The organism is Mesorhizobium intechi, from assembly GCF_002879535.1.
Classification (GTDB): Bacteria; Pseudomonadota; Alphaproteobacteria; order Rhizobiales; family Rhizobiaceae; genus Mesorhizobium; species Mesorhizobium intechi.
Window position 1 is genome coordinate 1 of the sequence record NZ_PNOT02000262.1, and the last position, 24,818, is coordinate 24,818.

The following is a 24,818-nucleotide window of genomic DNA, read 5'->3' on the forward strand; positions in this document are numbered from 1 at the left end:
CGCCTATATCGCGCTGGTCGCTGCCATCGCCGCGGCCATCATCGCCATCGCCATTGTGCTGCGGCTGGTGCTGGCGGCCAGGGCGCTGCCGGCGCTGTTGTTCGCCACCAGTGCGGCGGCGGTCGCCGGCGGCGTCTATGCCGTGCAGCAGGAGACCAATTCGCAGAACGGGGTCATCGCCGGCCTGGTGCCGGCCATCGCGCAATTGCAGCAGTCGATGGGCATCGTCTCCGAAAAGGTGGCCAAGATCGAGCAGACGGTCACGCAGACGCAAAAGACAGTCGACGAGGTCAAGAAATCGACCGACACGGTTGCCCAGAAGACCGACCAGATCGCGTCCGCGCAGCAGCAGCAGACGCAGCAGGGTGCGCAGACGCAGAAGACGGTCGAGGCGGTCAAGCGAACCACCGACACGCTTTCCGCCGGCCAGCGACAGCAGCAGGCACAGGCCGAAAAGCTGCAGGCGACCACCGAGCAGATCGCCGCCTCGATCGACACCATCGCCAAGGGGTTCGCCCAGCTCGCGGCGCAAGGCGGGGCGATCGCCGAGCCGAAGCGGCCGGACGAGTTCTACCACAATGCCCGCGTCGATGAATTGTCGGGCGACATGCTCAACGCCCGGCGCTCCTACCTCGCCTTTGCCGGCTTCGATGTCGACGCCATCGACCCCTATACGCGCTTTGCGACGCTGCTTCGGGTGCAGGACGGCAAGGCGGGCGCCCGCGAAGTGTTCGGGCAGTTGGCCGACAAGGGCAAGGCGCTGTCGATCAAGCTGGTGCATATCCTGCAGTTCGAGGATGCCCAGCGGCTCGACAAGCTCAACGCCTTCATCACAACCAATCCCGACTACGCCCCGGCCTATTTCCTCAAGGCGCAGGAGTTTTCGGAAGACCGCCTCGGCAGCCAGACGCTGGCCGACAAGCGCAGCGAAGCCCAGGCGCTGACCAAGTTCATGTCTTACGAGAAGGATGGCGGGCTGCTCAAATATTTCGTCGACCAGACGCAGCTGGCTGACTGGCTGGAGCACAGCCGCAGCCGGCTGGCAGCACTTGGCGACGTGCTCGACCCCGCGCGCTTCGCGCCTTCGCTGACGCCGATGCGCTCCAACCAGGGCTGGTCGATGACCATTTCGCTGCCCGAGCCGGCGACCGCGATTTCCTGGCGTCTCGGCGACACCGGCCCTTTCACCGACACGGGCTTCCTGGCGATGAAGGACCAGACCACCGGCAAGCCCATGGCCAATCCGAGCTTTGAATTGCCCGACAGCACGTTGGCGACCACAATCGGCATAAAATATCTCGACATCAGGGGCCGCGAGACAGGCCCGTTCGACATACGCTTCGATCCCGATGCCGCGCTGCGGCAAGGTGACAAGCAGATCCTCGACCAGTTCTGGACGTCGTGGATCGCCTTCGACTTCGGCGGCAATCACGGCCTGGTCTATTTCACCCAGATGCTGTCCTACCGCTGCGCCATCAAGGAGGTGCATTACAGCCTGAATGGGGCCGCGCTCGACAAGTCGCTCGAGATACCGCCATGCGACAAGAAGGACCCCTACGCCATACCCTACGACGCCAAGGGCTATTTCAAGGTCGCCGACAGCGTGAAATCGATGTCGGTGCAGGTGACCTACACCGACGGGACGAAATCGCCGGTCAGGGAATACAAGCGGCAGTAGGCGCTGGCCACCCTCCCGCTTGTGGGGAGGGTCGGCGAGCGGGCGGAGCGAAGCGCAGACCGTTCGACGGGTGGCGGGCCGCTCCGGCAAGTCCCACCCCGATCCGCTGCGCGGATCGCCCCACAAGGAGTGGGGAGGCAAGCTGATGCGAAATGCCGGATAACACGCTTGCGCAAGCCGCGCCGAAAGGCTTCTGTTCGTGCCTTCAGAATCGGTGAGCGCAATGGATATCAGCACGATCAAGGCCAGGGGTATTTCGGTTTCGCTCGACCTCACCGTCGGCCACATCGCCGACATGACCGTCGAGAGCGGCGGTCGGCAGCTGAAGCCGCTGCATCGCGCGCCCTGGGTCGACGCAGGCGAGGCGCTGCCGAAGGACCTTCCGCAAGGCACGGTCCGGCTGTCCGGCGACTTCCTCTGCGCGCCGTTTTCGCGCAGCGACGTCGAGGAAGCGCCGCTGCATGGCTGGACGGCCAACAGCGCCTGGGATGTCACCGAGAGCAGTGCCACGGACGGCGGCTGGCGCGCTGTTTTCCGGCTGCGGCACAAGGTCATGGGCGCCAGCGTCGACAAGATTCTTACACTCATCGACGGCCATCCCTTCCTGTACCAGGAACATGTGTTTTCCGGCGGCTCCGGCGCGATTTCCGTAGCCCATCACCCGATGACGGTGATGAGAGGCGGCGGCAGGCTGGCCTTTTCGCCCAAGCGCTTTGCCGCGACATTGGACGATCCGCTGGAGCCCGATCCCGCGCGCGGCCGCTTCATGCTGGTCTATCCGGCGCGCACGGGCGACCTCGCCCAGTTTCCTGCCGCCGGCGGCGGCACGCTCGACCTGACGGAATATCGCATGGAGGACCGGCGCGAGGATTTCGTTACCCTGGTCGAGGCCGATCATGGCGGGCCGGGCTGGACGGCGCTGGCGCGCCACGCCGAGGACGATCTGGTGCTGGTGCTGAAGAACCCGGCCGAGTTGCCGATTACCATGCTGTGGCTGAGCAATGGCGGGCGCGACTATGCGCCGTGGAGCGGCCGCCACCTCGGGGTGCTCGGCATAGAAGACGGCCGCTCGGCGATAGGCCATGCCGCCTCGATCGGCGACAACTGGCTGAAGCGCGAAGGCGTGGCGACCGCCTTTGCGCTCGGCGAAGGCCGAAGCTTTTCGTTCCGCCATGTCATCGGCGCCCTGCCCCTGTCCGGCGACACGCCGCCGCGAGAGATCATCACGGCCGACGGCCGGATGCGGCTCGCGGCCGGCGGCTCGACCAGGGAAGTGCCGTTCGACAGCGCGTTCCTGCGCATCGGCCAGCCTGCGGCCGCCTGAAGGCAAGGTTTGCGCGAGCGCGGGGGTTTGAAATTTCCGCCGACTGCCGCCAAGATGCAGCGTAACAGTTTTGCCGATCATCGAGGCAAGTGAGGCTCCCATGTCCGAAATCGCCCACCTCGCCGCCACCATCTTCAAGCGCGCCGGCAAGGCAAAGCGCTTCATCGTCGCCATCGCCGGACCGCCAGGCTCCGGCAAGTCCACGCTGTCGGCCGGCCTGCATGACCTTTTGCCGGAAGGGGCGGTGGAGGTCGTGCCCATGGACGGATTCCACTATGATGACATCGTGCTCAACGCGCGCGGCCTGCGGGCGCGCAAGGGCGCACCGGAGACCTTCGACTTTGCCGGCTTCGAGACCCTGCTGAAGCGCATCCGGGCCGGTGAACCCGACATCGCCATTCCGGTCTTCGACCGCAGCATGGAATTGTCGCGCGCCGCCGCGGCGATCGTCGGCACTGAGACCAAGTTCATCCTGGTCGAAGGCAATTACCTGCTGCTCGACGAGGAGCCATGGTCACGGCTGGCGCCGCTGTTCGATTTCTCGATCTTCGTCGACGTGCCGCGCAATGAGCTCGAGCGCCGCCTGATGGAGCGCTGGCACGGCCATGGCCGTTCGGACGAGGAGGCGCGCGCCTGGATTGTCTCCAACGACATGCCCAACATCGAACGCGTGCTGGCCCGGCGCCGGGCCGCCGACCTGATCATTGGTTAACACGCCTAATTTTCGGTATTTTCGGGCGGGAACCTTAAGAGTTTCTCGCCGTTATGACCTGACAACCCGTTTGTTCGGCGTAAGGGATTTTCCAATGGCAACCAAGGCAAAGAAACCAGCCAAGACGAGGCCGGCGAAAGCAACTCAGGCGAAAGCCGGTGCAGGGCCGGCGATCGCCGAACGCTCCAAGGACGCCAAGGCCGCTTTCGGCAAGGCCGCCCCCAGGAAGGTCGTCCCGGCGGCGAAGGCCGCCAGCCCGCGCAAAGCGGCGCCGGCCAAAACCGGTGCCGTCAGAACGGCGGCGAATGTTGCCGCCGGGGCGGTGGTCGCCACCGCGCGCGGTGCCGTATCGCTGGCGGCCTCGGTCATCGGCAAGGGCGGCTCAAAGGCCAAGGCGAAGTAGCAGGTCGCCCGACCGTGCCTAGCCCTTTGCCGGAATGGTCAGGCCCTTCTGGACCGCCGGCCGCGTCAGGCCGCGCTCCAGCCATGCCGCCACATTGGCGAAATCATCGAAACCGACGAGGTCGCGTGCTTCATAGAAGCCGATCAAATTGCGCACCCAGCCGAGCAGCGAGATGTCGGCGATGGTGTAGTCGTTGCCCATGATCCATTTGCGGCCTTTCAGCCTGCCATCGAGCACGCCGAGCAGCCGCCGCGATTCGTCGCGATAGCGTTCCAGCGGGCGCTTGTCGGCGATCTCGCGGCCGGCGAATTTGTGGAAGAAGCCCACCTGGCCGAACATCGGCCCTACGGAAGCCATCTGGAAGAAGACCCACTGGATCGTCTCGTAGCGCCGTGCCGCGTCCGCCGGGACAAGCAGGCCGGTCTTGTCCGCGAGATAGAGCAGGATGGCGCCCGATTCGAAAAGGCCGATGGGCTTGCCGTCCGGGCCGTTGGGATCGATGATCGCCGGGATCTTGCCATTGGGGTTGAGCGACAGGAATTCCGGCGTCCAGCTTTCGTCCTTGCTGATGTTGACCAGATGCGGCTCATAGGGCAGGCCGAGCTCTTCCAGCGCGATCGATATCTTGACCCCGTTCGGCGTCGTTGCCGAATAGAGTTGGATCTGGTCGGGATGTTTGGCCGGCCAACGGGTGGTGATCGGAAAGGCGGACAGGTCAGCCATCGGGAAACTCCTGAGCGGGGGATTCGCGCCACGGGGCGCACGGTGTCGGCGGGTGGCCAAGAATTAGGGGCACGGCCCGGTTGGATCAATATGGCGGCTACGGTTTCGCCGTGCACGGACAGCAAACCGAATCCAACGCGGCGGATCGCCGAGCGCGCGCAGGATCGCCCTGAGGCAAATGGTTACCGCCCGGGATCAGATGGCCTTGATTGCCAGCACCGCGTTGGTGCCGCCGAAAGCAAAACCGTTGCTGATCGCGGCGCGAACCTTGCGCTCGCGCGCGATGTTGGGCGTCACGTCGAGATCGCAATCGGGATCGGGTTCGCGGTAATTCGCTGTCGGCGGCACGACACCTTCGCGGATCGCCATGACGCAGGCGATCATCTCCAGCCCGCCCGACGCGCCCAGGCAATGAGCATGCATCGACTTGGTCGAGGAGACCGACAGCGAGCGCGCGTGTTCGCCGAACACGCGCTTGATCGCATTGGTCTCGATCTGGTCGTTGGCCTTGGTGCCGGTGCCGTGCGCGTTGAGATAATCGATGTCCTCGGGATTGAGTCCGGCATCGGCGAGACAGAAGCGCATCGCCGCTTCCGGTCCCTCGACGGTCGGGGCGACGATGTCGGAGGCATCGGCCGAAAGGCCGGCGCCGGCGATTTCGGCGAGGATGGTGGCGCCACGCGCCATGGCATGATCATAGCTTTCCAGAACCGCCATGCCGGCCCCTTCACCGAGCACGAGGCCCTGGCGATCGGCTGAGAACGGCCGGCAGGTGTCGGGCGACAGCACGCGCAATGCCTCCCAGCCCTTGAGCACGCCCCAGACCAGTGGCGCTTCGGTGCCGCCGGCGACCATGACGTCGGCACGGCCGAGCCGGATCTGGTCGACCGCGGAGGCCATGGCGTGGTTGGCCGACGAGCAGGCCGAGGTGACGCCGAAGACCGGCCCACGCAAGCCAAGATGCATGCTGACCTGGCCGGAGGCGGCGCCCGGCATGACCCTGGGCACGGTGAAAATGCCGGCGCGATTCTTGCCCTCGACCAGAATGGCGCGATAGTTCTCCTCGACGGTCTCGAAGCCGCAGACGCCGACGCCGACAATGGCTCCCATGCGATAGGTGTTGTCGGCATGCAGGGCCAGGCCGGACTGCCGCATGGCCTCCTTCGCGGCGATAACCGCCAGCAGGCTGAAACGGTCCATCGACACCAGCTGCTTGCGCTCGATGCCATGATCGGGCAACGCCTTGATCTCGCAGCCGGTCTTTACCTTCAGGTCATGCAGGAAGGGATTGTCGATCGGGCCGATGGCCGAACGGCCGGCCCGCATTTCGGCCCAGATCGACTGCGCATCGACGCCCAGGCCGCACAGCCCGCCAATGCCGGTAATGACGACGCGTTTCAGCATTCGGTCAGGCTTTTTTCGCGATCAGCGCGCGAACGGCCTCGACCATGTCGCCAACGTTCTTCAGATTGCTCCAGGCATCGACCGTGTTCATCTCGATCTCGATGCCATACTGCTCCTCAAGGTCGAAGATGATCTCCGTCAGCTCCAGCGAATGGATGCCGAGCGCCGTCAATTCGGTGCTGCTGGTGATTTCTTCACCGCCCGGCTCGGCATGGGCCTTGATCTTTTCGATGATGTCCGTTGCCAGTTGGTCAGCCATTCGGTTTCTTCCCCACTTTTGTCGTTTCCCGACGCCAACTGAACAGCGCCTTCTGTCCTCGATATCAGGCCGCGATCGTCGCCTTCTACCCCCGCCAAGCATCGCATGACCGTATCGAGGTGGCTCCCTCTATAGAAACGGAAACGCCATCAAGCAACAAGCTATATATCGACAAAACCGCCGCAGTGCTTAACCTGACGGCGTGGATACGATCGAATATACCAAGTTTTCGGCCTCTTTGGCCCAGCGCGCCGCGGGTCTGGCGCAGCTGGGCTGCGCCAGCGCGGGCGGTCGCACGCGGCTGCTGCGCCTCTATCAGGACGGTTCCGCCAAGATAAGGCTGCCGGCCGTTTCGGCCGATCCGCTGGAGGCGGTGCTGATCAACACCGCCGGCGGACTGACCGGCGGCGACCGCATCGGCTGGGATGTGGATGTCGGTGCCAATGCCTCTGCGTCGATAACGACCCAGGCCTGCGAGAAGGTCTACCGCGCCGCATCCGACCAAGCCGAGGTGCGGGTCAAGCTGACGGTTGGCGAGAACGGCCGTATCGCCTGGCTGCCGCAGGAGACCATCGTCTTCGACCGGGCGGCCTTTGCCCGCACATTGGACGTCGAACTCGCCGCGGAGGCCGAGGCACTGGTGCTGGAAGCCACCGTCTTCGGCCGCCTGGCCATGGGCGAACGCGCCGCACAAGGCATTTTCCGTGACCGTTGGCGTGTTCGCCAGGATGGTTTCCTCATCCATGCCGAGGATTTCCGCATCGGGCCCGATATCGCTGGTGCCCTGGCACGTCCGGCGGCCACCGGCGGAACGGTCGCTGTGGCCACGCTGCTGCTGGTGTCGCCGCGAGCGGAGGCCTTTCTCGACCCGGTCCGGGAGATCATCGGCGACCAGGGTGGCGCCAGCGCCTGGGGCGTGCACGCATCTGGCAAGCTTCTTGCGAGGCTTTACGCCGGGGACGGCTACCAACTGCGCCAGCGGCTGGTTCCGCTCGTCGGATTGCTCAATGGAAGGGCGGGACTGCCCAAATTATGGTCACTGTGATTCTGGAAACCGCATGAACCTGACGCCGAGGGAAAAAGACAAGCTGCTGATCGCCATGGCGGCGATCGTGGCACGCAAGCGGCTGGAGCGCGGCGTCAAGCTGAACCATCCGGAAGCGATCGCGCTGATCACCGATTTCGTCGTCGAAGGCGCACGCGACGGCCGCCCGGTGGCCGAACTGATGGAGGCCGGCGCCCATGTCGTCACCCGCGCGCAGGTGATGGAAGGGATCGCCGAGATGATCCATGACGTGCAGGTGGAAGCGACCTTCCCCGACGGCACCAAGCTGGTGACCGTGCACGAGCCTATCAGGTGAGGAGACCGGGATGCTCGAGTTGCGCCCAAACTGCGAGTGCTGCGACAAGGACCTGCCGCCGGAGGCGACGGATGCGCTGATCTGTACCTTCGAATGCACCTTCTGCGCCGATTGCGTGGAGAACGTGCTGGACGGTGTCTGCCCCAATTGCGGTGGTAATTTTTCCGCCCGGCCGGTCCGCCCGGCAGCGAAACTGGAGAAATATCCCGCGTCGACCAAGCGCGTCCTCAAGGCCGAGGGCTGCGGCCCGCACAAGGCCGCGTGACTGCTCCATCGCAAACGAAAGGCAAGTAGAATGATCCGTGCCAAACGCCTGTGCCTCGCGGCGATCCTGCTCATGGCCGCCGCCATGCCGGCCTATGCCCATGTCGGCATCGGCACCACCTCCTCCTTCACCGCCGGCTTCATGCATCCCTTGTCCGGCGTCGATCATATGACGGTGATGATCGCCGTCGGCCTGTGGGCGGCCCTCAAGGGCGGCAGGGCGATCTGGGCGTGGCCGGCGGCCTTTGTCGGCGTGATGCTTGCCGGCGCGGCCCTCGGCATGGCGCATGTGCCGGTGCCCTTCGTCGAGCCGGGCATACTGGCCTCCGTTGTGGCGCTCGGCCTGCTGGTGGCGCTGGCAGTCGATCTGCCCGTCTCGGCCGGCGTCGCCATTATCGGCCTGTTCGCATTGTTCCACGGCCACGCCCATGGAACCGAAGTGCCGGAAAACGCCGACGGCCTCGAGTACATGGCGGGCTTTGCCGTCGCCACCGCGCTGCTCCATGCCGTCGGCATCGCCGCCGCGCTTGGCCTTGGCACGAGGTTCCGTGGTCTGGCCCGTGTCGCGGGAGCGGCTTGCGCGGCGATCGGCATTGGTCTCGCCTTCGGCGTCGCGTGACATCAGATGATCCCCGGCGAAACCATCACCGTCCCAGGCGACATCGAGCTCAACAAGGGCCTGCCGACCGTCACCCTGAAAGTCGCCAACAGCGGCGACCGACCGATCCAGGTCGGCAGCCACTACCATTTCTTCGAAACCAACGAGGGGCTGAAATTCGACCGTGAACGGGCGCGCGGCATGCGCCTCGACATCGCCGCCGGCACCGCCATGCGCTTCGAGCCGGGACAGGAACGCGACGTCACGCTGGTGCCGCTCGGCGGCAAGCGCGAGGTCTACGGATTCCAACAGAAGGTGATGGGCAAGCTGTGAGTTCCGTGGCGTCTCGCGCTTGGCCTCCAAAGACCGCGAACGGCGTTTGGGCACGCCTGAAAGGTGCTTTCGGCTCAGTCCGACGGCTTTGCGGCCGCATAGATGACGATCTTTCCCGGATCGTCGAACGCGACGGCGAGAACGTCCTGCGCGGCCACTCGCCGCGAATCGATGGCATTGAAAAGCAGGGCGTTCGCCTCGATCTCCTTGCGCAGTTCGGCGACATCATCCTTGTGCTGGCGCACCTTGTTCTCGATGACCGGCGGCGGGCCGCCTTCGCTGCGCGCCGCGTCGGTCAGGAACACGATATCGACCTTGTCGAGCTTGGAGGTCTTGCGCACCGTGCTGATGTTTTCGCGCGTGCGGTCGATCGCCGTACTGACTTTTCCGATTTCTGCTGTCGTCCTGGCCTGTTCCTCGCTGACTTGCGAGCCGACGATCCGGTCGACCGTCTCCGGACTTTCAAGGCCCTGCGCGTTCAGCGGGGCCTGGGGAAGGCTCGCTGCCAGAAACGCGGCCGCCGCAATGGCATGCAGCCGTCGGGCATCGGGCGAGGTGGTGGGGGTCATCGTTCGCTTTCGCAATCCGTTTCAACAGTAAGGAAGCGAAACGACTCCAGGCCTGCCATGGTTCCCCTCTCGATACGACCGGCGGACCGGATACCGGCCCGCCGTGCCGGGCCTTCAGCTGGCCTTCTTGGTGATCAGGGTGAGCGCGCCATTTGGCTCCATGCTGGCAGCGACCACCTGCGCCGAGGTCATTCCCTTGGCCTGGAGGGCGGACTTCACCTTGGGGGTGGCGTCGATCGAACTGCGCAGTTTCTGCATGCCGGCGTCGCCGCGCTGGGCGATCACCTGATTGACCTGCGTCTGGGTGTCCTTCGGCAGCTCGGTGATGTCGACGATGTTGACGCTCTGGATCGCCGGCGCGGCCTGCTGACCGCCGGGGGAAGGCGCGGTCGGAGCGGGGGCAGGCGTGGCCGGAGCAGGCTGCTGCTGGGCACTGGCGGCACCGGCCAGCATCAGGCTGGCGGCGGCTGCAAGAATTATCGTTTTGCGCATGGATTTTCCTTCCATCGATTTGGCAAACGGTCGTTTTGGGGTGACCTGCCAACCTCAACCGCCAAATGGGATCAGAAGGTGTCGCCCAGCGGGTCATTGCGTGACCATTGGATGGCGGCAATGTGCAGCCCAGCATCAACCACATCGCATTTCGGGAGCAATCGCTGATGGCCAGAATCTCGCGTGCCGCCTACGCCCAGATGTATGGGCCGACTGTCGGCGACAAGGTCAGGCTGGCCGACACCGAACTCTTCATCGAGGTCGAAAGGGACCTCACCATTCACGGTGAGGAAGTAAAATTCGGCGGCGGCAAGGTGATCCGCGACGGCATGGGCCAGAGCCAGGTATCCCGCGCCCAGGGCGCGGTCGACACCGTCGTCACCAATGCCCTGGTGATCGATGCCAGCGCCGGCATCTTCAAGGCCGATATCGGCCTCAAGGACGGCCGCATCGCGGCGATCGGCAAGGCCGGCAATCCAGACACGCAAGATGGTGTCACGATCATCATCGGTCCCGGCACCGAGATCATCGCCGGCGAGGGCAAGATCCTGACCGCCGGCGGCTTCGACGCGCATATCCACTTCATCTGCCCGCAGCAGATCGAGGAAGCGCTGATGAGCGGCATCACCACCATGCTCGGCGGCGGCACCGGCCCGGCGCATGGCACGCTCGCCACCACCTGCACGCCGGGGCCATGGCACATGGCCCGCATGATCCAGTCGTTCGACGCCTTCCCGATGAATATCGGCCTTTCCGGCAAGGGCAACGCCTCGCTGCCGGCGGCGCTGGAGGAAATGGTCCTGGGCGGCGCCTGCTCGCTGAAGCTGCATGAGGACTGGGGCACGACGCCGGCCGCCATCGACTGCTGCCTGTCGGTGGCCGACGAGTACGACGTGCAGGTGATGATCCACACCGACACGCTGAACGAATCCGGCTTCGTCGAAAACACGGTGGCGGCGATCAAGGGCCGCACCATCCACGCCTTCCATACCGAGGGTGCCGGCGGCGGCCATGCACCCGACATCATCAGGGTCTGCGGCCTGCCCAACGTCATCCCGTCCTCGACCAATCCGACGCGGCCCTACACGGTCAACACGCTGGCCGAGCATCTCGACATGCTGATGGTCTGCCACCATCTGTCGCCGTCGATTCCCGAGGATATCGCCTTTGCCGAAAGCCGTATCCGCAAGGAGACGATCGCCGCCGAGGATATCCTGCATGACATTGGCGCCTTCTCGATCATCTCGTCGGACAGTCAGGCGATGGGCCGCGTCGGCGAGGTGGCCATCCGCACCTGGCAGACCGCCGACAAGATGAAGCGCCAGCGCGGCTCGCTGCCGCAGGAGACCGGCGACAACGACAATTTCCGCGTCCGCCGGTACATCGCCAAATACACCATCAATCCGGCCATCGCGCATGGGCTGTCGAAAGACATCGGCTCGATCGCCGTCGGCAAGCGTGCCGACCTGGTGCTGTGGAACCCGGCCTTCTTTGGTGTCAAGCCGGAGATGGTGCTGATCGGCGGCATGATCGCCGCCGCCCCTATGGGCGACCCCAACGCCTCGATCCCGACGCCGCAGCCCATGCACTACCGGCCGATGTTCGGCGCCTATGGCAAGGCCATGACCAACTCGTCGGTGACCTTCGTTTCCAAGGCGGCGCTCGAGTCGGGGCTGCATGGCCGGCTTGGCGTCGAAAAGCATTTCGTCGCCGTGGAAAACACACGTGGCGGCATCGGCAAGCATTCCATGGTGCTCAACGACGCCACGCCGCATGTCGAGGTCGACCCCGAGACGTATGAAGTGCGCGCCGACGGCGAGTTGCTCACCTGCGAGCCGGCGACGGTGCTGCCGATGGCGCAGCGGTATTTCCTGTTCTGAGGTCGGCCGGCCAAATTCCGTTGCGGCTGGCAGGCGTGGGCCGCAATATGCGGTGCAGCAGAAACCCATCGTGATCAGGCATGGCCACCGAAATCGCCTCTCCCCACGACATCTTTCCGCATATCCGTATCGTCATGGGCATGGTGATCGGGCTTGGTGTCGCCCGCCTGCTGTCGGGGGTGGCGCGCATCGTCCAGCATCCCGGCCAGTACCGGCTCTATCCCGTGCATCTGGCCTGGGTCGCCTCGGTGCTCCTGATGCTGGTGCATTTCTGGTGGTGGGAATTTGGGCTCTACGCCATCGAGACCTGGACCTTCGGCAAGTACCTGTTCATCATCTTCTACGCGATCACGCTGTTCCTGCTGTGCGCGCTGCTGTTTCCGGATTCGATGCTGGACTATACCAGCTACGAGGATTTCTTCTATTCGCGCCGCGGCTGGTTCTTCGGCCTGCTGGCGGCGACCTATCTGCTCGACGTGGTCGATACGCTGTTGAAAGGGCCCGAGCATTTCGCCCGCTTCGGCAACGAATATCTGTTCCGCACGCCGGTCTTCGTGGCATTGTGCATCGCCGCGATCCTGGTGCGCGACCGCCGCTTCCACATCGCCTTCGTCGCGGCAGCGCTGATCTACCAGATATCGTTCATCCTGCGGCTCTTCGACACGATCGTATGACTGCAGCGGATGGTCTAGAGTCCAGGAAAAGACAGGATCTCAGCATGTACAAGGCCGTCGGATCACGAGGATCCCGGGTCAGCCGCGTTCTCTGGATGCTCGAGGAGCTCGGGCAGCCCTATGAATTCGTCGAGGTCAAACTGCGCTCGCCGGAAGCCTATGCGCTCAACCCGTCGGGCAAGGTGCCGGTCCTCATCGACGACGAGCTGACGGTCACGGATTCGGCGGCGATCTGCGTCTATCTCGCCGACAAGCACGCTGACAAGGGCATGGGCGCCGCCCCCGGAGTCGCCGGCCGTGCCGAGATGGATTCCTGGATGCATTTTGCCCAGAGCGAGTTCGAGGCGCCGCTGTGGAACAAATTGCGCCACCGCTTCCTGCTGCCGAAGGAAGTGCGGGTCGATGTCGGCCCCGCGGCGGCCTATGATTTTGCCTCGGAAGCCAAGGCGCTGGACCGCCGGCTCGGCGACAAGCCGTTTGCGCTGGGCGACCGGTTTTCCGCCGTCGACGTGCTGCTGGGCGACATGGGCAACTGGGCGCGCGCTGGAAAATTCCCGATCGAATCCGATCGCGTCAACGCCTATTTCGACCGGGTGCTTTCGCGCCCAGCCCGTGCGCGGGCGCAGGCCAACGGAGGCTCCATGAAATGAAGCTCAACCTCAACACCGACTTCACCAAATTTCCCCGCGCCGTCTCGGTGCTGGCCGCTGGCGATGCGGGCGCGGCGCCCGCGTTTGCCAAGGCTGTGCTTGCTCATGACGAGCGGCATCTGCGCCGCCGCGCCATCGACCTGTCGGATGGCAGCAAGGTGCTGGTCGACCTGCCCGAACCCGTCGCCCTGAACGATGGCGACCGTCTGGTGCTGGAGGATGGCCGCCATGTCGAGATCATCGCGGCGCCGGAAGAGGTCTACGATATCCGCGCCCGCGACGGCGTGCATCTGACCGAGCTGGCCTGGCATATCGGCAACCGTCACCTCGCGGCAGGCATCGAGGCGGATCGCATCGTCATCCTGCGCGACCATGTCATCAAGGCAATGCTGGAAGGGCTGGGCGCCACGGTGCGCGAGGTCTCCGAACCATTCAAGCCGGTGCGCGGCGCTTATTCCGGCGGGCATGATCACGGGCACGCGCATGCGCACAGCCATGCGGAGGCCCATTCGCACGCGCGCAGCGAATCGCATTCGCACGCGCACGGCCATTCCCACCACGACCATCATCACCACGATCATGACTGACCAGCCTTCGAACATCGCCCTGCTGCGGCTGATGGCGTGGCTGTCGCCGGCCTTCCCGGTCGGCGGCTTTGCCTACAGCCACGGTCTCGAACGGGCGGTGCATGACGGGCAGGTTGCCGATGCCGCGAGCCTGGCTCACTGGCTGGAAACGCTGGTCGAGATGGGCTCGGGCTGGAACGATGCGGTGCTGTTTGCCGAGAGCTGGCGCCGCGCCCGCGACGCCGGCAATCTCGACGAAGTCGCCGCCTTGGCCGAGGCGCTGGCCGGCTCTCGTGAACGCCATACCGAGACCATGCTGCAAGGTACCGCCTTCCTCAAAGCCGCCGCCCCGTGGGGCAATCCGGTGCTGGCGCGCCTGCCTGCCGAATGCGCCTATTGCGTCGCCGTCGGCGCCATTGCCGGCGGCAACGGCATTGCACTGCAGGATGCGTTGTCCGCCTTCCTGCAGGCCTTCTTCTCCAATCTGGTCCAGGCGGCGATCAGGCTCGGTGTCATCGGCCAGAGCGAAGCCACCACGCTGCTGGCCGGCTTCGAGCCGTTGGCGCTCTCGACCGCCGACCGCGCGTCCCGTTCGGCATTGGACGATCTCGGCGGCTGCGCCTTCGTCTCCGATGTCATGGCGATGCGGCACGAAACCCAGTATTCGCGGCTGTTCCGTTCATGATCGCCCTGGCCTTCGCGCTTTCATTCGTCCTGCTGCTGATCACGGCGCTGCATGTCTATTGGGGCATTGGCGGCATCTGGCCGGGCAGGGACGCGGCCTCCTGCGCCCGCGCGGTCGTCGGCTTTCGCGGCGTCCAGGAAATGCCGACGCCCTTCGCCAGTTTCGCCGTTGCCGCCTGTCTCGGCCTGGCGACGCTCTGGCCGCTGGCGCTCATCGGCTTCTTTGCCTCGCCTTTCCCGAGGGAGGGCCTTGCCGCCACCTCGCTGCTCATCGGGCTGGTGTTCCTGGGGCGCGGCATTGCCGGCTTCACGCCGTGGTGGCGGCGCCTGGCGCCCGAACAGCCTTTCGCGCGGCTCGATGTGCGTTACTATTCGCCGCTGTGCCTGTTGATCGGGCTCGGCTTCGCAATCCTGGCCATCATGGAGTTCCCGGCATGACCCAAGCCAATGGTCCCCTTCGCATCGGTATCGGCGGCCCTGTCGGCTCCGGCAAGACGACGCTCACCGAAAAACTTTGCAAGGCGCTGCGCGACGAGTTTTCCATCGCCGTCGTCACCAACGACATCTACACCAGGGAAGACGCCATGATGCTGGCCCGGCTGCAGGCGCTGCCGGAAGACCGCATCGTCGGCGTCGAGACCGGCGGCTGTCCGCACACCGCCATTCGCGAGGACGCCTCGATCAATCTGCAGGCGATCGCCGAGCTCAACCGGAAATTCCCCGATCTCGACATCATCTTCATCGAATCCGGTGGCGACAATCTTGCCGCCACCTTCTCGCCGGATCTCGCGGATTTGACGCTCTATGTCATCTCGGTCTGCCAGGGTGAGGAAATCCCGCGCAAGGGCGGACCGGCGATCACCCGTTCCGATTTCCTGGTCATCAACAAGAGCGATCTGGCGCCCTATGTGAACGTCAACCTCGATGTGATGGAGAGCGACGCCGCCCGCATGCGCGGCAAGCGGCCGTTCGGTTTCACCGATCTGTCGCGCGGCAAGGGGCTGCGGGAGGTCATCGATTTCATCGTCGAGCATGGCGGGCTGAGGGTTGGCACCGCCACCAGCACGGCGGCCTGACAGGCATCAGTTCCCCCTGCACCAACCAAAACCCGTTGCGGGCAGCCGTCGGTCGCGGCATTCTCGCCAAAACCGGAGGATTTCGATGAGCATCGCCCGCCTGCAGAAGGAAACGCTGACCAACCTGCCCTTCTACGAAGAGCGCGTCGATCTCGCCTGTGCCTTTCGCTGGACGGCGCGGCTCAACATGCACGAGGCGGTTGCCAACCACTTCTCGCTGGCCGTCAATGAAGACGGCACGCAGTTCCTGATGAACCCCAACCAGGTGCATTTCTCGCGCATCAAGGCGAGCGATCTGTTGATGATCGACGCCAACGATCCGGACGCGCTGTCAGGCCCCAACGCGCCCGACCCGACGGCCTGGGGCCTGCACGGCGCCATCCATCGCAATGTACCGCACGCGCGCTGCGTCATGCATGTCCATTCGATCCATGCCACGGTGCTGGCCTCGCTGGCCGACTCGACATTGCCGCCGATCGACCAGAATTCGGCGATGTTCTTCAACCGCCACGTCGTCGACGCACACTATGGCGGGCTGGCCTTCGAGGAGGAGGGCGAGCGCTGCTCGCAGCTTCTCACCGATCCCAAGGTCAAGGTCATGGTGATGGGCAATCACGGCGTGCTGGTGATCGGCGATACGGTCGCCGATGCCTTCAACCGCATGTTCTATTTCGAGCGCGCCGCCGAGACCTACATCAAGGCACTGTGGACCGGCCGCCCCTTGCGTACGCTGTCCGACGCAATCGCCGAAAAGGCGGCGAGCGAAATGGACGACTATCCCGGCCAGGCCCAGCGCCATCTCGCCGAGCTGAAGGCGATCCTCGACGAGGAAGAGCCGGTCTACCGGAACTAGAGCCCGAGCTGAGCCCGCAATTGGTCGGCGCTGTTGATGACGACGGCGCCGGGCGGTCCTTCCATCGGCTTTTCCGGCCAGAAGATCGTCTTCATGCCCGCCGCCAGTCCCGCCATGGCGCCAGGCCAGCTGTCGTCGACCGCCACGGCGTGCGCGGGATCGACTTCGGCCAGGTAGGCGGCGCGCAGGAAAGGCTCGGCGTGCGGCTTGCCATCACGCACATCGTTGCGGCTGATCGTTTTCATGCCTGGATAAAAAAGGCCGACCATGCGCAGATTGGCGTCGACGATCATCCGGTCCGAATTCGAGACCACCGCTTGCTGCACGCCAAGCGCGCGCAATTCGTTGAAGACTTCTATGGCGCCCGGACGCGGTTTCAGCCCCTCCACCAGCGGCAGATAGTGCTCGTATTTGCGCATGATCCAGTCGTCGAAAGGAAGATCGAGACCGAACTCGTCGCGCATCATTTCGTAGACCGGCCAGGCGGCGACGCCGAGCACGCGCTCATGAAGGTCGGCGGGCGGCTTGAGGCCTGCATTGCGCATTGCCGCTACAAGGGCTGCCTCGTGCAGCGGCTCGCTGTCGACCAGCGTGCCGTCCATGTCCCAGAAAACCGCCTTCGGTGTCATGCAGCGCTCCTTTTGCGATCCCCTTAAAGGGTTTGCGCCGGGAGATAAACCGTCGCGATCACAGAAGGTGACCGCCGCCGGAAGCAAAGCCGCTCCGCCTTGCGCCTCGTGACAGTGTCAGCGAGAAAATGCCGGCCGTGCGCGGCCAAGCAATTGCCCTTGAGATTGACAATTGCGCAGGAAGCCGTTCCCTGCGAGACTGGGAGCGGGCCGCTCCTATGCGGTTGCGGAGGCAGGACGTGAATACCCGGCAGGATGGCGGCAGCAACAGGCTGGACGACGCGGCGCGCGCCGGCTGGCTTTATTATGTCGCCGGCAACACACAGGACCAGATCGCCGCCACGCTCGGCATCTCGCGGCAGACGGCGCAGCGGCTGGTGTCGCTGGCGGTGTCGGAGGGCCTGATCAAGGTCCGCGTCGATCATCCGATCGCCAACTGCCTTGACCTTGCCGCCCGGCTGAAATCGCGTTTCGCGCTCGACCTGATCGAGGTGGTGCCGAGCGATCCGAATTCATCCTCCACCACCATCGGCATCGCCGAAGCGGCGGCGGCCGAGATCGAGCGGCGGCTGCGCTCGCCGACGCCGATCGTCATGGGCATCGGCACCGGGCGCACGCTGAAGGCCGCGATCGAGCAATTGCCGCCGATGGAATGCCCGCAGCACAAGGTGGTGTCCTTGACCGGCAACATCTCGCCTGATGGTTCGGCCGCTTTCTACAACGTCATCTTCACCATGGCCGACCGGGTCAAGGCACGCTCCTTCCCGATGCCGCTACCGGTCATCGCCTCCTCGCCGCAGGAGCGCGAGATGCTGCTGAACCAGCCGATGATCCAGCCGACGCTGGCCCTTGCGGCGGAAGCCGATGTCACCTTCATCGGCATCGGCGACCTCGGGCCGAAGGCGCCTCTCTACGAGGACGGCTTCATTTCCGAAAGCGAGTTGAAGGCCTTGCAGAAGGCTGGCGGCATCGCCGAGATCGTCGGCTGGGTGTTCGACAGGGAAGGCCGCATGATCGAAGGCATCACCAACGACCGGGTGTCGTCGGCATCGCTGCCGTCGCGCGAGAAATCGCTGGTCATCGCGCTGGCCATGGGCGAGCGCAAGCTGCCGGGTATCCTGGCGGCCGTGAATCGCCGGCTGGTCAATGGTCTCATCACCGACGAGCGGACGGCGACCGCTTTGCTGGCCAGCATCTGATCGGGAAGCGCTGCCGCCTCCCCGATGCGGCTGCGGCGACCGCCTGGCGATAAAGCCAACAAATCTATCTGTGCCGGCCGAAAGGGTCGTTGCCATCGAGGAAACCGAGGTCGCGCTGCAGATGCGGCGACAGGTCCCTGATGTCGAGATGCGCCCTTTTTCTGATCGCGAACCAGCCGAATCCGTTCACAAGCCACGAAGTCCAGCGGTGATCGGGAGCGGGAGTGCATTTTTGCTGCGCCATGGTCATGATCGTCAACCTTCGCTATCCTGAACCCGAATGACGGGTTGACAGTGAATGTCGGTCCTGCCGGCCGGCTTTGCCAATCGAACGTCGATAAGGACCCATAAGGAGGCTTTATGCCGGATCTAAGCCCGCCGCAGGTTTCGCAACTGCCGCCGCTGCAGGCCGTCCGGGTGTTCGAAGCGGTGGCGCGGCATCTTTCCTTCACCAAGGCCGCCGTGGAACTCGCCATGACACAGGCCGCCGTCAGCTATCAGATCAAGGTACTGGAAGAGCGTGTCGGGGCACCGCTGTTCCTGCGCCGGCCGCGGCAGATCGAACTGACGGAAGCCGGCCAGAGGCTGGCGCCGGCGGTCAGCGAGGCCTTTGCCATTCTTAGCCAGGCCTATGCCGCCGCGCGCGGCGGCGCGGACGGGCTGCTGTGCGTCACCACGGTGCTGACCTTTGCCTCGAACTGGCTGGCGCATCATCTGGGCTCGTTTCAGATGGCTCATCCAGCGCTTGCCGTGCGGCTCGAAACATCGAGCCGGCTGACGGATTTCGCCCGCGAGGATGTCGATCTCGCCATCCGCTCTGGCGGCGGCAAATGGCCGGGGCTGGAAGCTCATAAGCTGCTCGACGCCGATTTCACGCCGATGCTGAGCCCGAAGCTCGCCGCCAGCATCGGCGGCGTCAAGGAGCCGGCCGACCTGCTGCGGCTGCCGATCCTCGATCCGGGCGATGTCTGGTGGAGGCAATGGTTCGAGACGGCCGGCGTGCATGCGCATGATCTTGCCAAGCGACCCGGCAGCAGCATGGGCGCGCAGGCCTATGAGGCCAATGCGGCCATCGCTGGCCATGGCGTGGCGATCCTGACCCGGGCGCTATTCAAGAGCGAACTTGCCGACGGCCGCCTGATCCAGCCTTTCGACCTGGTCGGCGATGACGGCCACGCCTACTGGCTGGTCTATCCCGAAGCACGCCGCAACGTGCCGAAGATCCGCGCCTTCCGCGACTGGCTGCTGGCCGAGATCGCCTGCTGACGGGCGCCCGCCTCCCGATCCAATCTTCCAGGCCTTCCTGTCACGCCGCCTGATATCGCGCGCGGGTGCGGCTCTTGTCGTCCCGTCAATCGACAGGTCCCGGTGCTGCGCTGCAGCATCGAATCCGGCTTGACATAATTCACGGCAAGTGAGTAATTGCTCACAGCCAAGGCAAATGCTCATCTTGGTTCATGGGAGGAATTTGATGAAACTGCGCACGCTCACCCTGGGCTTGTTGTCTGCCAGCGCTCTCGCTTTGGCCGCACATGCCGAATCCATCACCATCGCCACGGTCAACAATGGCGATATGGTCCGCATGCAGAAGCTGACCGACGACTTCACCAAGGCCAACCCCGACATCCAGCTCAACTGGGTCACTCTCGAAGAGAACGTACTGCGCGAGCGCGTCACCACCGACATCGCCACCAAGGGCGGCCAGTATGACGTGATGACCATCGGCACCTACGAGGTTCCGATCTGGGCCAAGCAGAGCTGGCTGCTGCCGCTCGACAAGCTCGGCGACGACTATGACGCCAAGGACATCATCCCGGCCATATCAGGCGGTCTTTCGGTCGATGGCAAGCTCTACGCCGCGCCCTTCTACGGCGAAAGCTCCTTCGTCATGTACCGCAAGGACCTGATGGAGAAGGCCGGACTGAAGATGCCCGACGCGCCGACCTGGGACTTCATCAAGCAGGCCGCCGACAAGATGACCGACCGCGCCAATGGCGTGAACGGCGTGTGCCTGCGCGGCAAGGCCGGCTGGGGCGAGAACATGGCCTTCCTGACCGCCATGTCGAACTCCTTCGGCGCCCGCTGGTTCGACGAGAACTGGAAGCCGCAATTCGACCAGCCCGAGTGGAAGAAGACCTTGCAGTTCTATGTCGACCTGATGAAGGCCGACGGCCCCGAAGGGGCGTCCTCCAACGGCTTCAACGAAAACCTGGCGCTGTTCCAGCAGGGCAAGTGCGGCATGTGGATCGACGCCACCGTCGCGGCCTCCTTCGTCTCCGATCCCAAGGCATCCCAGGTCGCCGACAAGGTCGGCTATGCGCTGGCTCCCGACAACGGCCTCGGCAAGCGCGGCAACTGGCTGTGGGCATGGTCGCTCGCCATTCCGGCCGGCACCAAGAAGGCTGACGCCGCCGAGAAGTTCGTCTCGTGGGCGACCAGCAAACACTATGCCGAACTCGTCGCTTCGAAGGAAGGCTGGGCGAACGTTCCTCCGGGCACGCGCTCCTCGCTCTACGCCAACCCCGAATACCAGAAGGCGGCTCCGTTCGCCAAGATGACGCTGGACTCCATCAACGCCGCCGACCCGACACATCCGACGGTCAAGCCGGTGCCCTATGTCGGCGTCCAGTTTGTCGCCATCCCTGAATTCCAGGGGCTTGGCACCACGGTCGGCCAGCTCTTCTCGGCGGCTCTTGCCGGCCAGTCGAGCGTCGACGATGCGCTGAAGCAGGCCCAGGACGCAGCCACCGCGGCGATGACCGAAGGCGGGTATATCAAGTAAGGCTCCTCCCGGTGCCGAATGCCGGTTGCCTCCTCGACCGGCAACGGCCGCCCGAGTTCCCAGCTCGGGCGGCCGCCTTCAACGCCTCTGAAAATTCAGTCTGACCATTGAAGGGTGACCGTCATGGCTACTCAGCAGACCCGCTCGCTTGCCCGTTTCATGATGGCGCCATCCGTCGTGCTGCTGTTCGTCTGGATGATCGTGCCGCTGGTCATCACCATCTGGTTCTCCTTCCAGCAGTACAATCCCCTCAACCCGATCCGCGACGGGTTCGTCGGTTTCTCCAACTACGCGCTGTTTTATTCCAATCCCGCCTTCCTGCAGTCGATCCTCAACACCTTGATCCTGGTGATCAGCGTGCTCTTGATCACGGTGATCGGCGGCATCCTGCTGGCGCTGTTGATCGACCAGCCGATGTGGGGACAGGGCATCGTGCGCATCCTCGTCATCTCGCCGTTCTTCGTCATGCCGCCGGTGGCCGCGCTGGTCTGGAAGAACATGATCATGCACCCGCAATATGGGGTGTTCGCCGACATAGCGCGCTTCTTCGGAGCGCAACCGATCGACTGGTTCGGGCAGCATCCGATGACGGCGATCATCATCATCGTAGCGTGGCAGTGGCTGCCTTTCGCGACGCTGATCCTGTTGACCGCGCTGCAGTCCCTCGACGGCGAGCAGAAGGAAGCCGCCGAAATGGACGGCGCCGGCTTCATCAGCCGTTTCATCTATCTGACGCTGCCGCACATGTCGCGCGCCATCACCGTCGTCATTCTCATCCAGACGATCTTCCTGCTTTCGGTCTATGCCGAGATCCTCGTCACCACCAATGGCGGCCCCGGTTACGCCTCCACCAACCTGCCCTTCCTCGTCTACCAGAAGGCACTGCTGGAGTTCAAAATCGGCCAGGCATCCGCGGGCGGTGTGATTGCCGTCATTCTCGCCAACATCGTCGCCTTCTTCGCCATGCGCGCGGTCGGCAAGAACCTCGACAAGTAAGGGAGGACAAGATGGCCCGTGCAGTCACCACCCAGCACAAGACGATCGCCACGGTTGCGGCCTGGATCGTCGCCCTGCTGATCTTCTTCCCGATCCTCTACACGATCATCACCTCGTTCAAGTCGGAACAGGAGGCGATCCAGGGCTTCGCCCTGATCCCGTCGGGAACGTTCGAGAGCTATGCCGAGGTTCAGGCGCAGAGCGGCTACTTCAAGTTCTTCTTCAATTCCGTTCTGCTCTCGGTCGGATCGACCGTCCTGGCCCTGCTGGTCGCCATTCCCGCGGCGTGGTCGATGGCGTTCTCGCCGACCAAGCGGACCAAGGACATTTTGATGTGGATGCTGTCCACCAAGATGATGCCGGCGGTCGCGGTGCTGTTCCCGATCTACCTGATCTTCCGCGACACCGGCCTGCTCGACAGCCGCATCGGCCTGATGGTCATGCTGATGCTGATCAACCTGCCGATCGTGGTGTGGATGCTCTACACCTATTTCCGCGAGATCCCCGGCGAGATCCTGGAAGCGGCGCGCATGGACGGCGCCTCGCTGTGGAACGAGATCGTCTATGTGCTGACCCCGATGGCGGTGCCCGGCATTGCCTCGACCATGCTCTTGAACATCATCCTGGCCTGGAACGAGGCGTTCTGGACGATCCGCCTGACCACCACGGAAGCAGCGCCGCTGACCGCCTTCATCAGTTCGTTCTCCAGCCCGCAAGGCCTGTTCTGGGCCAAGCTTTCGGCGGCCTCGACGCTGGCGATCGCCCCGATCCTGATCATGGGCTGGTTCAGCCAGAAGCAGCTGGTGCGCGGCCTGACCTTTGGCGCCGTGAAGTAAGCCGTGGCGTAACGTGGCGCTCAAGAACGTCGGACAATAACCCCTCGGGGAGGAAACCATGGGAAACATCACGCTCAAGAACGTCTCCAAATCGTTCGGGTCGACGGTCATTATTCCGGGCATTGACCTGGTGATCGAGAATGGCGAGTTCGTCGTCTTCGTCGGCCCGTCGGGTTGCGGCAAGTCCACGCTGCTGCGGCTGATCGCCGGGCTGGAGGACACCAGCGGCGGCACCATCAACATCGACGGCCGCGACGTCACCGGCGAGGCGCCGGCCAAGCGCAAGCTCGCCATGGTGTTCCAGTCCTACGCGCTTTACCCGCACATGACCGTGGCCAAGAACATCGCCTTCCCGCTGAAGATGGCGGGCGAGGACCCGGCGACCATCGACCGGAAGGTGAAGGACGCGGCGCGCGTCTTGAACCTCACCAATTATCTCGAACGGCGGCCCGGCCAGCTCTCCGGCGGCCAGCGCCAGCGCGTCGCCATCGGCCGCGCCATCGTGCGCCAGCCCTCGGCCTTCCTGTTCGACGAGCCGCTGTCCAACCTCGACGCGGCCCTTCGCGGCACGATGCGGTTGGAGATCAGCGAGCTGCACCACCAGCTCAAGACGACGATGATCTACGTCACCCACGACCAGGTCGAGGCAATGACCATGGCCGACAAGATAGTCGTGCTGAATGCCGGCAATATCGAGCAGGTCGGCTCGCCGATGGAGCTCTACAAGACGCCGCGCAACCTGTTCGTCGCCGGCTTCATCGGCTCGCCGAAGATGAACCTGGTCGAAGGCGCGCCGGCCGCCAAATATAGCGCCAAGACCATCGGCATCCGCCCCGAGCATATGCAGATTTCGACCACGGCGGGCGAATGGAAGGCCACCGTCGGCGTTGCCGAGCATCTGGGATCCGACACCTTCCTGCATGTCCAGGCCGACGGCGTCGGTCCGCTGACGGTGCGTGCCGACGGCGAACTGGCCGTGCATCATGGCGATACCATCTATCTGACGCCCGACAAGGCCAAGCTGCATCGCTTCGGCGCCGACGGCAAGGCAATGGCAGCATGAGGCTGAAAGGCAAATCGGCGCTGATCACCGGATCGGCGCGTGGCATCGGCAAGGCCTTCGCCGAAGCCTATGCGCGCGAAGGCGCTGTCGTTGCCATCGCCGATATCAATCTCGAGGCCGCGCAAAAGACGGCGGCCGAGATCGGCGCCAAGGCCTATGCCGTCAAGCTCGACGTCACGGATCAGGCCTCCATCGACGCCGCGGTCAAGGCGGTGGAGAGCGAGGCCGGCGGTCTCGACATCTTGATCAACAATGCCGCCTTGTTCGACCTGGCGCCGATCGTCGAGATCTCGCGGGCGAGCTATGAAAGGCTGTTCTCGGTCAATGTCGCCGGCACGCTGTTCATGCTGCAGGCGGCGGCCCGCTCTATGATCGCCCGGGGCAAGGGCGGCAGGATCATCAACATGGCGAGCCAGGCCGGCCGGCGCGGCGAGCCGCTGGTCGGCGTCTACTGCGCCACCAAGGCCGCCGTCATTTCGCTGACCCAGTCGGCAGGGCTCGACCTGATCAAGCACCGCATCAACGTCAACGCGATCGCCCCTGGTGTCGTCGACGGCGAGCACTGGGATCACGTCGATGCACTGTTTGCCAAGTATGAGAACCGCCCGAAGGGCGAGAAGAAGAAACTGGTCGGCGAGGCGGTGCCGTATGGCCGCATGGGTACGGCGCAGGACCTGGCCGGCATGGCGGTCTTTCTCGCCAGCAGCGACGCCGAGTACATCGTCGCCCAGACCTACAATGTCGACGGCGGCCAGTGGATGAGTTGAGGCGGGGGACGGCCTCTGCTCCCCGCCCCTGCGCGGGGAGCAG

At 64.5% G+C, this 24,818-nt stretch carries 31 protein-coding genes; 24 read left to right on the plus strand and 7 right to left on the minus strand.

Features of this window, described 5'->3' with window-relative positions:
* The 4 genes from C1D09_RS23190 to C1D09_RS23205 all read left to right on the plus strand — a co-directional run.
* Positions 1-1,678: methyl-accepting chemotaxis protein (locus C1D09_RS23190; RefSeq protein WP_143976473.1), on the plus strand; the 1,678-nt coding region annotated here is incomplete at its 5' end.
* Positions 1,679-1,901: 223 nt separating this feature from the next.
* Positions 1,902-3,002, plus strand: coding sequence for a hypothetical protein (locus C1D09_RS23195; RefSeq protein WP_143976474.1), 1,101 nt, complete (start codon positions 1,902-1,904; stop codon positions 3,000-3,002).
* Positions 3,003-3,102: 100 nt separating this feature from the next.
* Entirely contained in the window at positions 3,103-3,714 is a 612-nt protein-coding gene (locus C1D09_RS23200; RefSeq protein WP_143976475.1) for a nucleoside triphosphate hydrolase, read from the plus strand.
* 94 nt (positions 3,715-3,808) lie between these two features.
* A complete protein-coding gene (locus C1D09_RS23205) occupies positions 3,809-4,117 on the plus strand; it encodes a hypothetical protein (RefSeq protein ID WP_143976476.1) in 309 nt (102 codons plus the stop codon).
* An 18-nt stretch (positions 4,118-4,135) separates the two neighbouring features.
* Here the strand turns inward: C1D09_RS23205 and C1D09_RS23210 are convergent, their stop codons facing one another.
* The 3 genes from C1D09_RS23210 to C1D09_RS23220 form a co-directional block, all read right to left on the minus strand.
* Entirely contained in the window at positions 4,136-4,840 is a 705-nt protein-coding gene (locus tag C1D09_RS23210) for a glutathione S-transferase family protein (protein ID WP_143976477.1), read from the minus strand.
* A gap of 195 nt (positions 4,841-5,035) precedes the next feature.
* Positions 5,036-6,244 (minus strand): beta-ketoacyl-[acyl-carrier-protein] synthase family protein, encoded by a 1,209-nt coding sequence (locus C1D09_RS23215; protein ID WP_143976478.1) that lies wholly within the window; start codon positions 6,242-6,244, stop codon positions 5,036-5,038.
* A gap of 4 nt (positions 6,245-6,248) precedes the next feature.
* Entirely contained in the window at positions 6,249-6,503 is a 255-nt protein-coding gene (locus tag C1D09_RS23220; RefSeq protein WP_143976479.1) for an acyl carrier protein, read from the minus strand.
* A gap of 202 nt (positions 6,504-6,705) precedes the next feature.
* Here C1D09_RS23220 and C1D09_RS23225 point away from each other — a divergent pair, with 202 nt between their 5' ends.
* Genes C1D09_RS23225 through C1D09_RS23245 form a run of 5 tightly spaced genes read left to right on the plus strand, consistent with a single transcriptional unit; the run spans position 6,706 to position 9,059 of the window.
* Entirely contained in the window at positions 6,706-7,548 is an 843-nt protein-coding gene (locus C1D09_RS23225) for an urease accessory protein UreD (RefSeq protein WP_143976480.1), read from the plus strand.
* 13 nt (positions 7,549-7,561) lie between these two features.
* Positions 7,562-7,864 (plus strand): urease subunit gamma, encoded by a 303-nt coding sequence (locus tag C1D09_RS23230; protein ID WP_023693076.1) that lies wholly within the window; start codon positions 7,562-7,564, stop codon positions 7,862-7,864.
* A 10-nt stretch (positions 7,865-7,874) separates the two neighbouring features.
* Positions 7,875-8,129: a DUF1272 domain-containing protein gene (locus C1D09_RS23235; RefSeq protein ID WP_143976481.1), complete on the plus strand. Its 255-nt coding sequence runs from the start codon at positions 7,875-7,877 to the stop codon at positions 8,127-8,129.
* Between the two features lie 30 nt (positions 8,130-8,159).
* A complete protein-coding gene (locus C1D09_RS23240) occupies positions 8,160-8,747 on the plus strand; it encodes a HupE/UreJ family protein (protein WP_143976482.1) in 588 nt (195 codons plus the stop codon).
* 6 nt (positions 8,748-8,753) lie between these two features.
* Complete coding sequence (locus C1D09_RS23245) at positions 8,754-9,059, plus strand: urease subunit beta (RefSeq protein WP_143976483.1); 306 nt, start codon at positions 8,754-8,756, stop codon at positions 9,057-9,059.
* Positions 9,060-9,133: 74 nt separating this feature from the next.
* Here C1D09_RS23245 and C1D09_RS23250 read toward each other — a convergent pair whose 3' ends face one another.
* Positions 9,134-9,628: a hypothetical protein gene (locus C1D09_RS23250; RefSeq protein WP_143976484.1), complete on the minus strand. Its 495-nt coding sequence runs from the start codon at positions 9,626-9,628 to the stop codon at positions 9,134-9,136.
* A 114-nt stretch (positions 9,629-9,742) separates the two neighbouring features.
* Positions 9,743-10,120, minus strand: coding sequence for a hypothetical protein (locus C1D09_RS23255; protein ID WP_143976520.1), 378 nt, complete (start codon positions 10,118-10,120; stop codon positions 9,743-9,745).
* 167 nt (positions 10,121-10,287) lie between these two features.
* Here C1D09_RS23255 and ureC point away from each other — a divergent pair, with 167 nt between their 5' ends.
* The 8 genes from ureC (at position 10,288) to C1D09_RS23295 (ending at position 16,503) form a co-directional block, all read left to right on the plus strand.
* Positions 10,288-12,000, plus strand: a complete 1,713-nt coding sequence (gene ureC, locus C1D09_RS23260; protein ID WP_143976485.1) for an urease subunit alpha — start codon at positions 10,288-10,290, stop codon at positions 11,998-12,000.
* A gap of 80 nt (positions 12,001-12,080) precedes the next feature.
* Positions 12,081-12,674: a hypothetical protein gene (locus C1D09_RS23265; RefSeq protein ID WP_095773198.1), complete on the plus strand. Its 594-nt coding sequence runs from the start codon at positions 12,081-12,083 to the stop codon at positions 12,672-12,674.
* Positions 12,675-12,718: 44 nt separating this feature from the next.
* The gene (locus C1D09_RS23270) at positions 12,719-13,324 is read left to right on the plus strand and encodes a glutathione S-transferase family protein (RefSeq protein ID WP_143976486.1); all 606 of its coding nucleotides are present in this window, start codon (positions 12,719-12,721) and stop codon (positions 13,322-13,324) included.
* A complete protein-coding gene (ureE, locus tag C1D09_RS23275) occupies positions 13,321-13,911 on the plus strand; it encodes an urease accessory protein UreE (RefSeq protein WP_143976487.1) in 591 nt (196 codons plus the stop codon). The genes C1D09_RS23270 and ureE overlap by 4 nt, the downstream gene beginning before the upstream one ends.
* Complete coding sequence (locus C1D09_RS23280) at positions 13,904-14,575, plus strand: urease accessory protein UreF (protein ID WP_143976488.1); 672 nt, start codon at positions 13,904-13,906, stop codon at positions 14,573-14,575. The genes ureE and C1D09_RS23280 overlap by 8 nt, the downstream gene beginning before the upstream one ends.
* Positions 14,572-15,012, plus strand: coding sequence for a DUF3995 domain-containing protein (locus C1D09_RS23285; protein ID WP_143976489.1), 441 nt, complete (start codon positions 14,572-14,574; stop codon positions 15,010-15,012). Before C1D09_RS23280 ends, C1D09_RS23285 begins: the two co-directional genes overlap by 4 nt.
* Entirely contained in the window at positions 15,009-15,650 is a 642-nt protein-coding gene (ureG, locus tag C1D09_RS23290; protein ID WP_143976490.1) for an urease accessory protein UreG, read from the plus strand. Before C1D09_RS23285 ends, ureG begins: the two co-directional genes overlap by 4 nt.
* Before the next feature lie 85 nt (positions 15,651-15,735).
* Positions 15,736-16,503 (plus strand): class II aldolase and adducin N-terminal domain-containing protein, encoded by a 768-nt coding sequence (locus C1D09_RS23295; RefSeq protein ID WP_143976491.1) that lies wholly within the window; start codon positions 15,736-15,738, stop codon positions 16,501-16,503.
* On the opposite strand, the gene C1D09_RS23300 is transcribed toward C1D09_RS23295, so the two are convergent.
* Entirely contained in the window at positions 16,500-17,132 is a 633-nt protein-coding gene (locus C1D09_RS23300; RefSeq protein ID WP_143976492.1) for an HAD family hydrolase, read from the minus strand. The two genes, C1D09_RS23295 and C1D09_RS23300, sit on opposite strands and share 4 nt — an antisense overlap.
* Positions 17,133-17,371: 239 nt before the next feature.
* Here C1D09_RS23300 and C1D09_RS23305 point away from each other — a divergent pair, with 239 nt between their 5' ends.
* A complete protein-coding gene (locus C1D09_RS23305; RefSeq protein WP_143976493.1) occupies positions 17,372-18,331 on the plus strand; it encodes a sugar-binding transcriptional regulator in 960 nt (319 codons plus the stop codon).
* A gap of 64 nt (positions 18,332-18,395) precedes the next feature.
* Here the strand turns inward: C1D09_RS23305 and C1D09_RS23310 are convergent, their stop codons facing one another.
* Positions 18,396-18,581: a hypothetical protein gene (locus C1D09_RS23310; protein ID WP_143976521.1), complete on the minus strand. Its 186-nt coding sequence runs from the start codon at positions 18,579-18,581 to the stop codon at positions 18,396-18,398.
* A gap of 110 nt (positions 18,582-18,691) precedes the next feature.
* On the opposite strand from C1D09_RS23310, the gene gcvA reads away from it, so the two are divergent.
* The 6 genes from gcvA to C1D09_RS23340 all read left to right on the plus strand — a co-directional run bounded on the left by gcvA (position 18,692) and on the right by C1D09_RS23340 (position 24,775).
* Positions 18,692-19,597 (plus strand): transcriptional regulator GcvA, encoded by a 906-nt coding sequence (gene gcvA / locus C1D09_RS23315; protein ID WP_143976494.1) that lies wholly within the window; start codon positions 18,692-18,694, stop codon positions 19,595-19,597.
* Between the two features lie 205 nt (positions 19,598-19,802).
* Positions 19,803-21,113, plus strand: coding sequence for an ABC transporter substrate-binding protein (locus C1D09_RS23320; protein WP_143976495.1), 1,311 nt, complete (start codon positions 19,803-19,805; stop codon positions 21,111-21,113).
* 123 nt (positions 21,114-21,236) lie between these two features.
* Positions 21,237-22,109, plus strand: coding sequence for a carbohydrate ABC transporter permease (locus tag C1D09_RS23325; protein WP_027047618.1), 873 nt, complete (start codon positions 21,237-21,239; stop codon positions 22,107-22,109).
* A gap of 11 nt (positions 22,110-22,120) precedes the next feature.
* The gene (locus tag C1D09_RS23330; protein ID WP_143976496.1) at positions 22,121-22,945 is read left to right on the plus strand and encodes a carbohydrate ABC transporter permease; all 825 of its coding nucleotides are present in this window, start codon (positions 22,121-22,123) and stop codon (positions 22,943-22,945) included.
* 58 nt (positions 22,946-23,003) lie between these two features.
* Positions 23,004-24,008 (plus strand): ABC transporter ATP-binding protein, encoded by a 1,005-nt coding sequence (locus tag C1D09_RS23335; protein ID WP_143976497.1) that lies wholly within the window; start codon positions 23,004-23,006, stop codon positions 24,006-24,008.
* Positions 24,005-24,775 (plus strand): L-iditol 2-dehydrogenase, encoded by a 771-nt coding sequence (locus C1D09_RS23340; RefSeq protein ID WP_143976498.1) that lies wholly within the window; start codon positions 24,005-24,007, stop codon positions 24,773-24,775. Before C1D09_RS23335 ends, C1D09_RS23340 begins: the two co-directional genes overlap by 4 nt.
* The last annotated feature ends 43 nt before the right edge of the window (positions 24,776-24,818 follow it).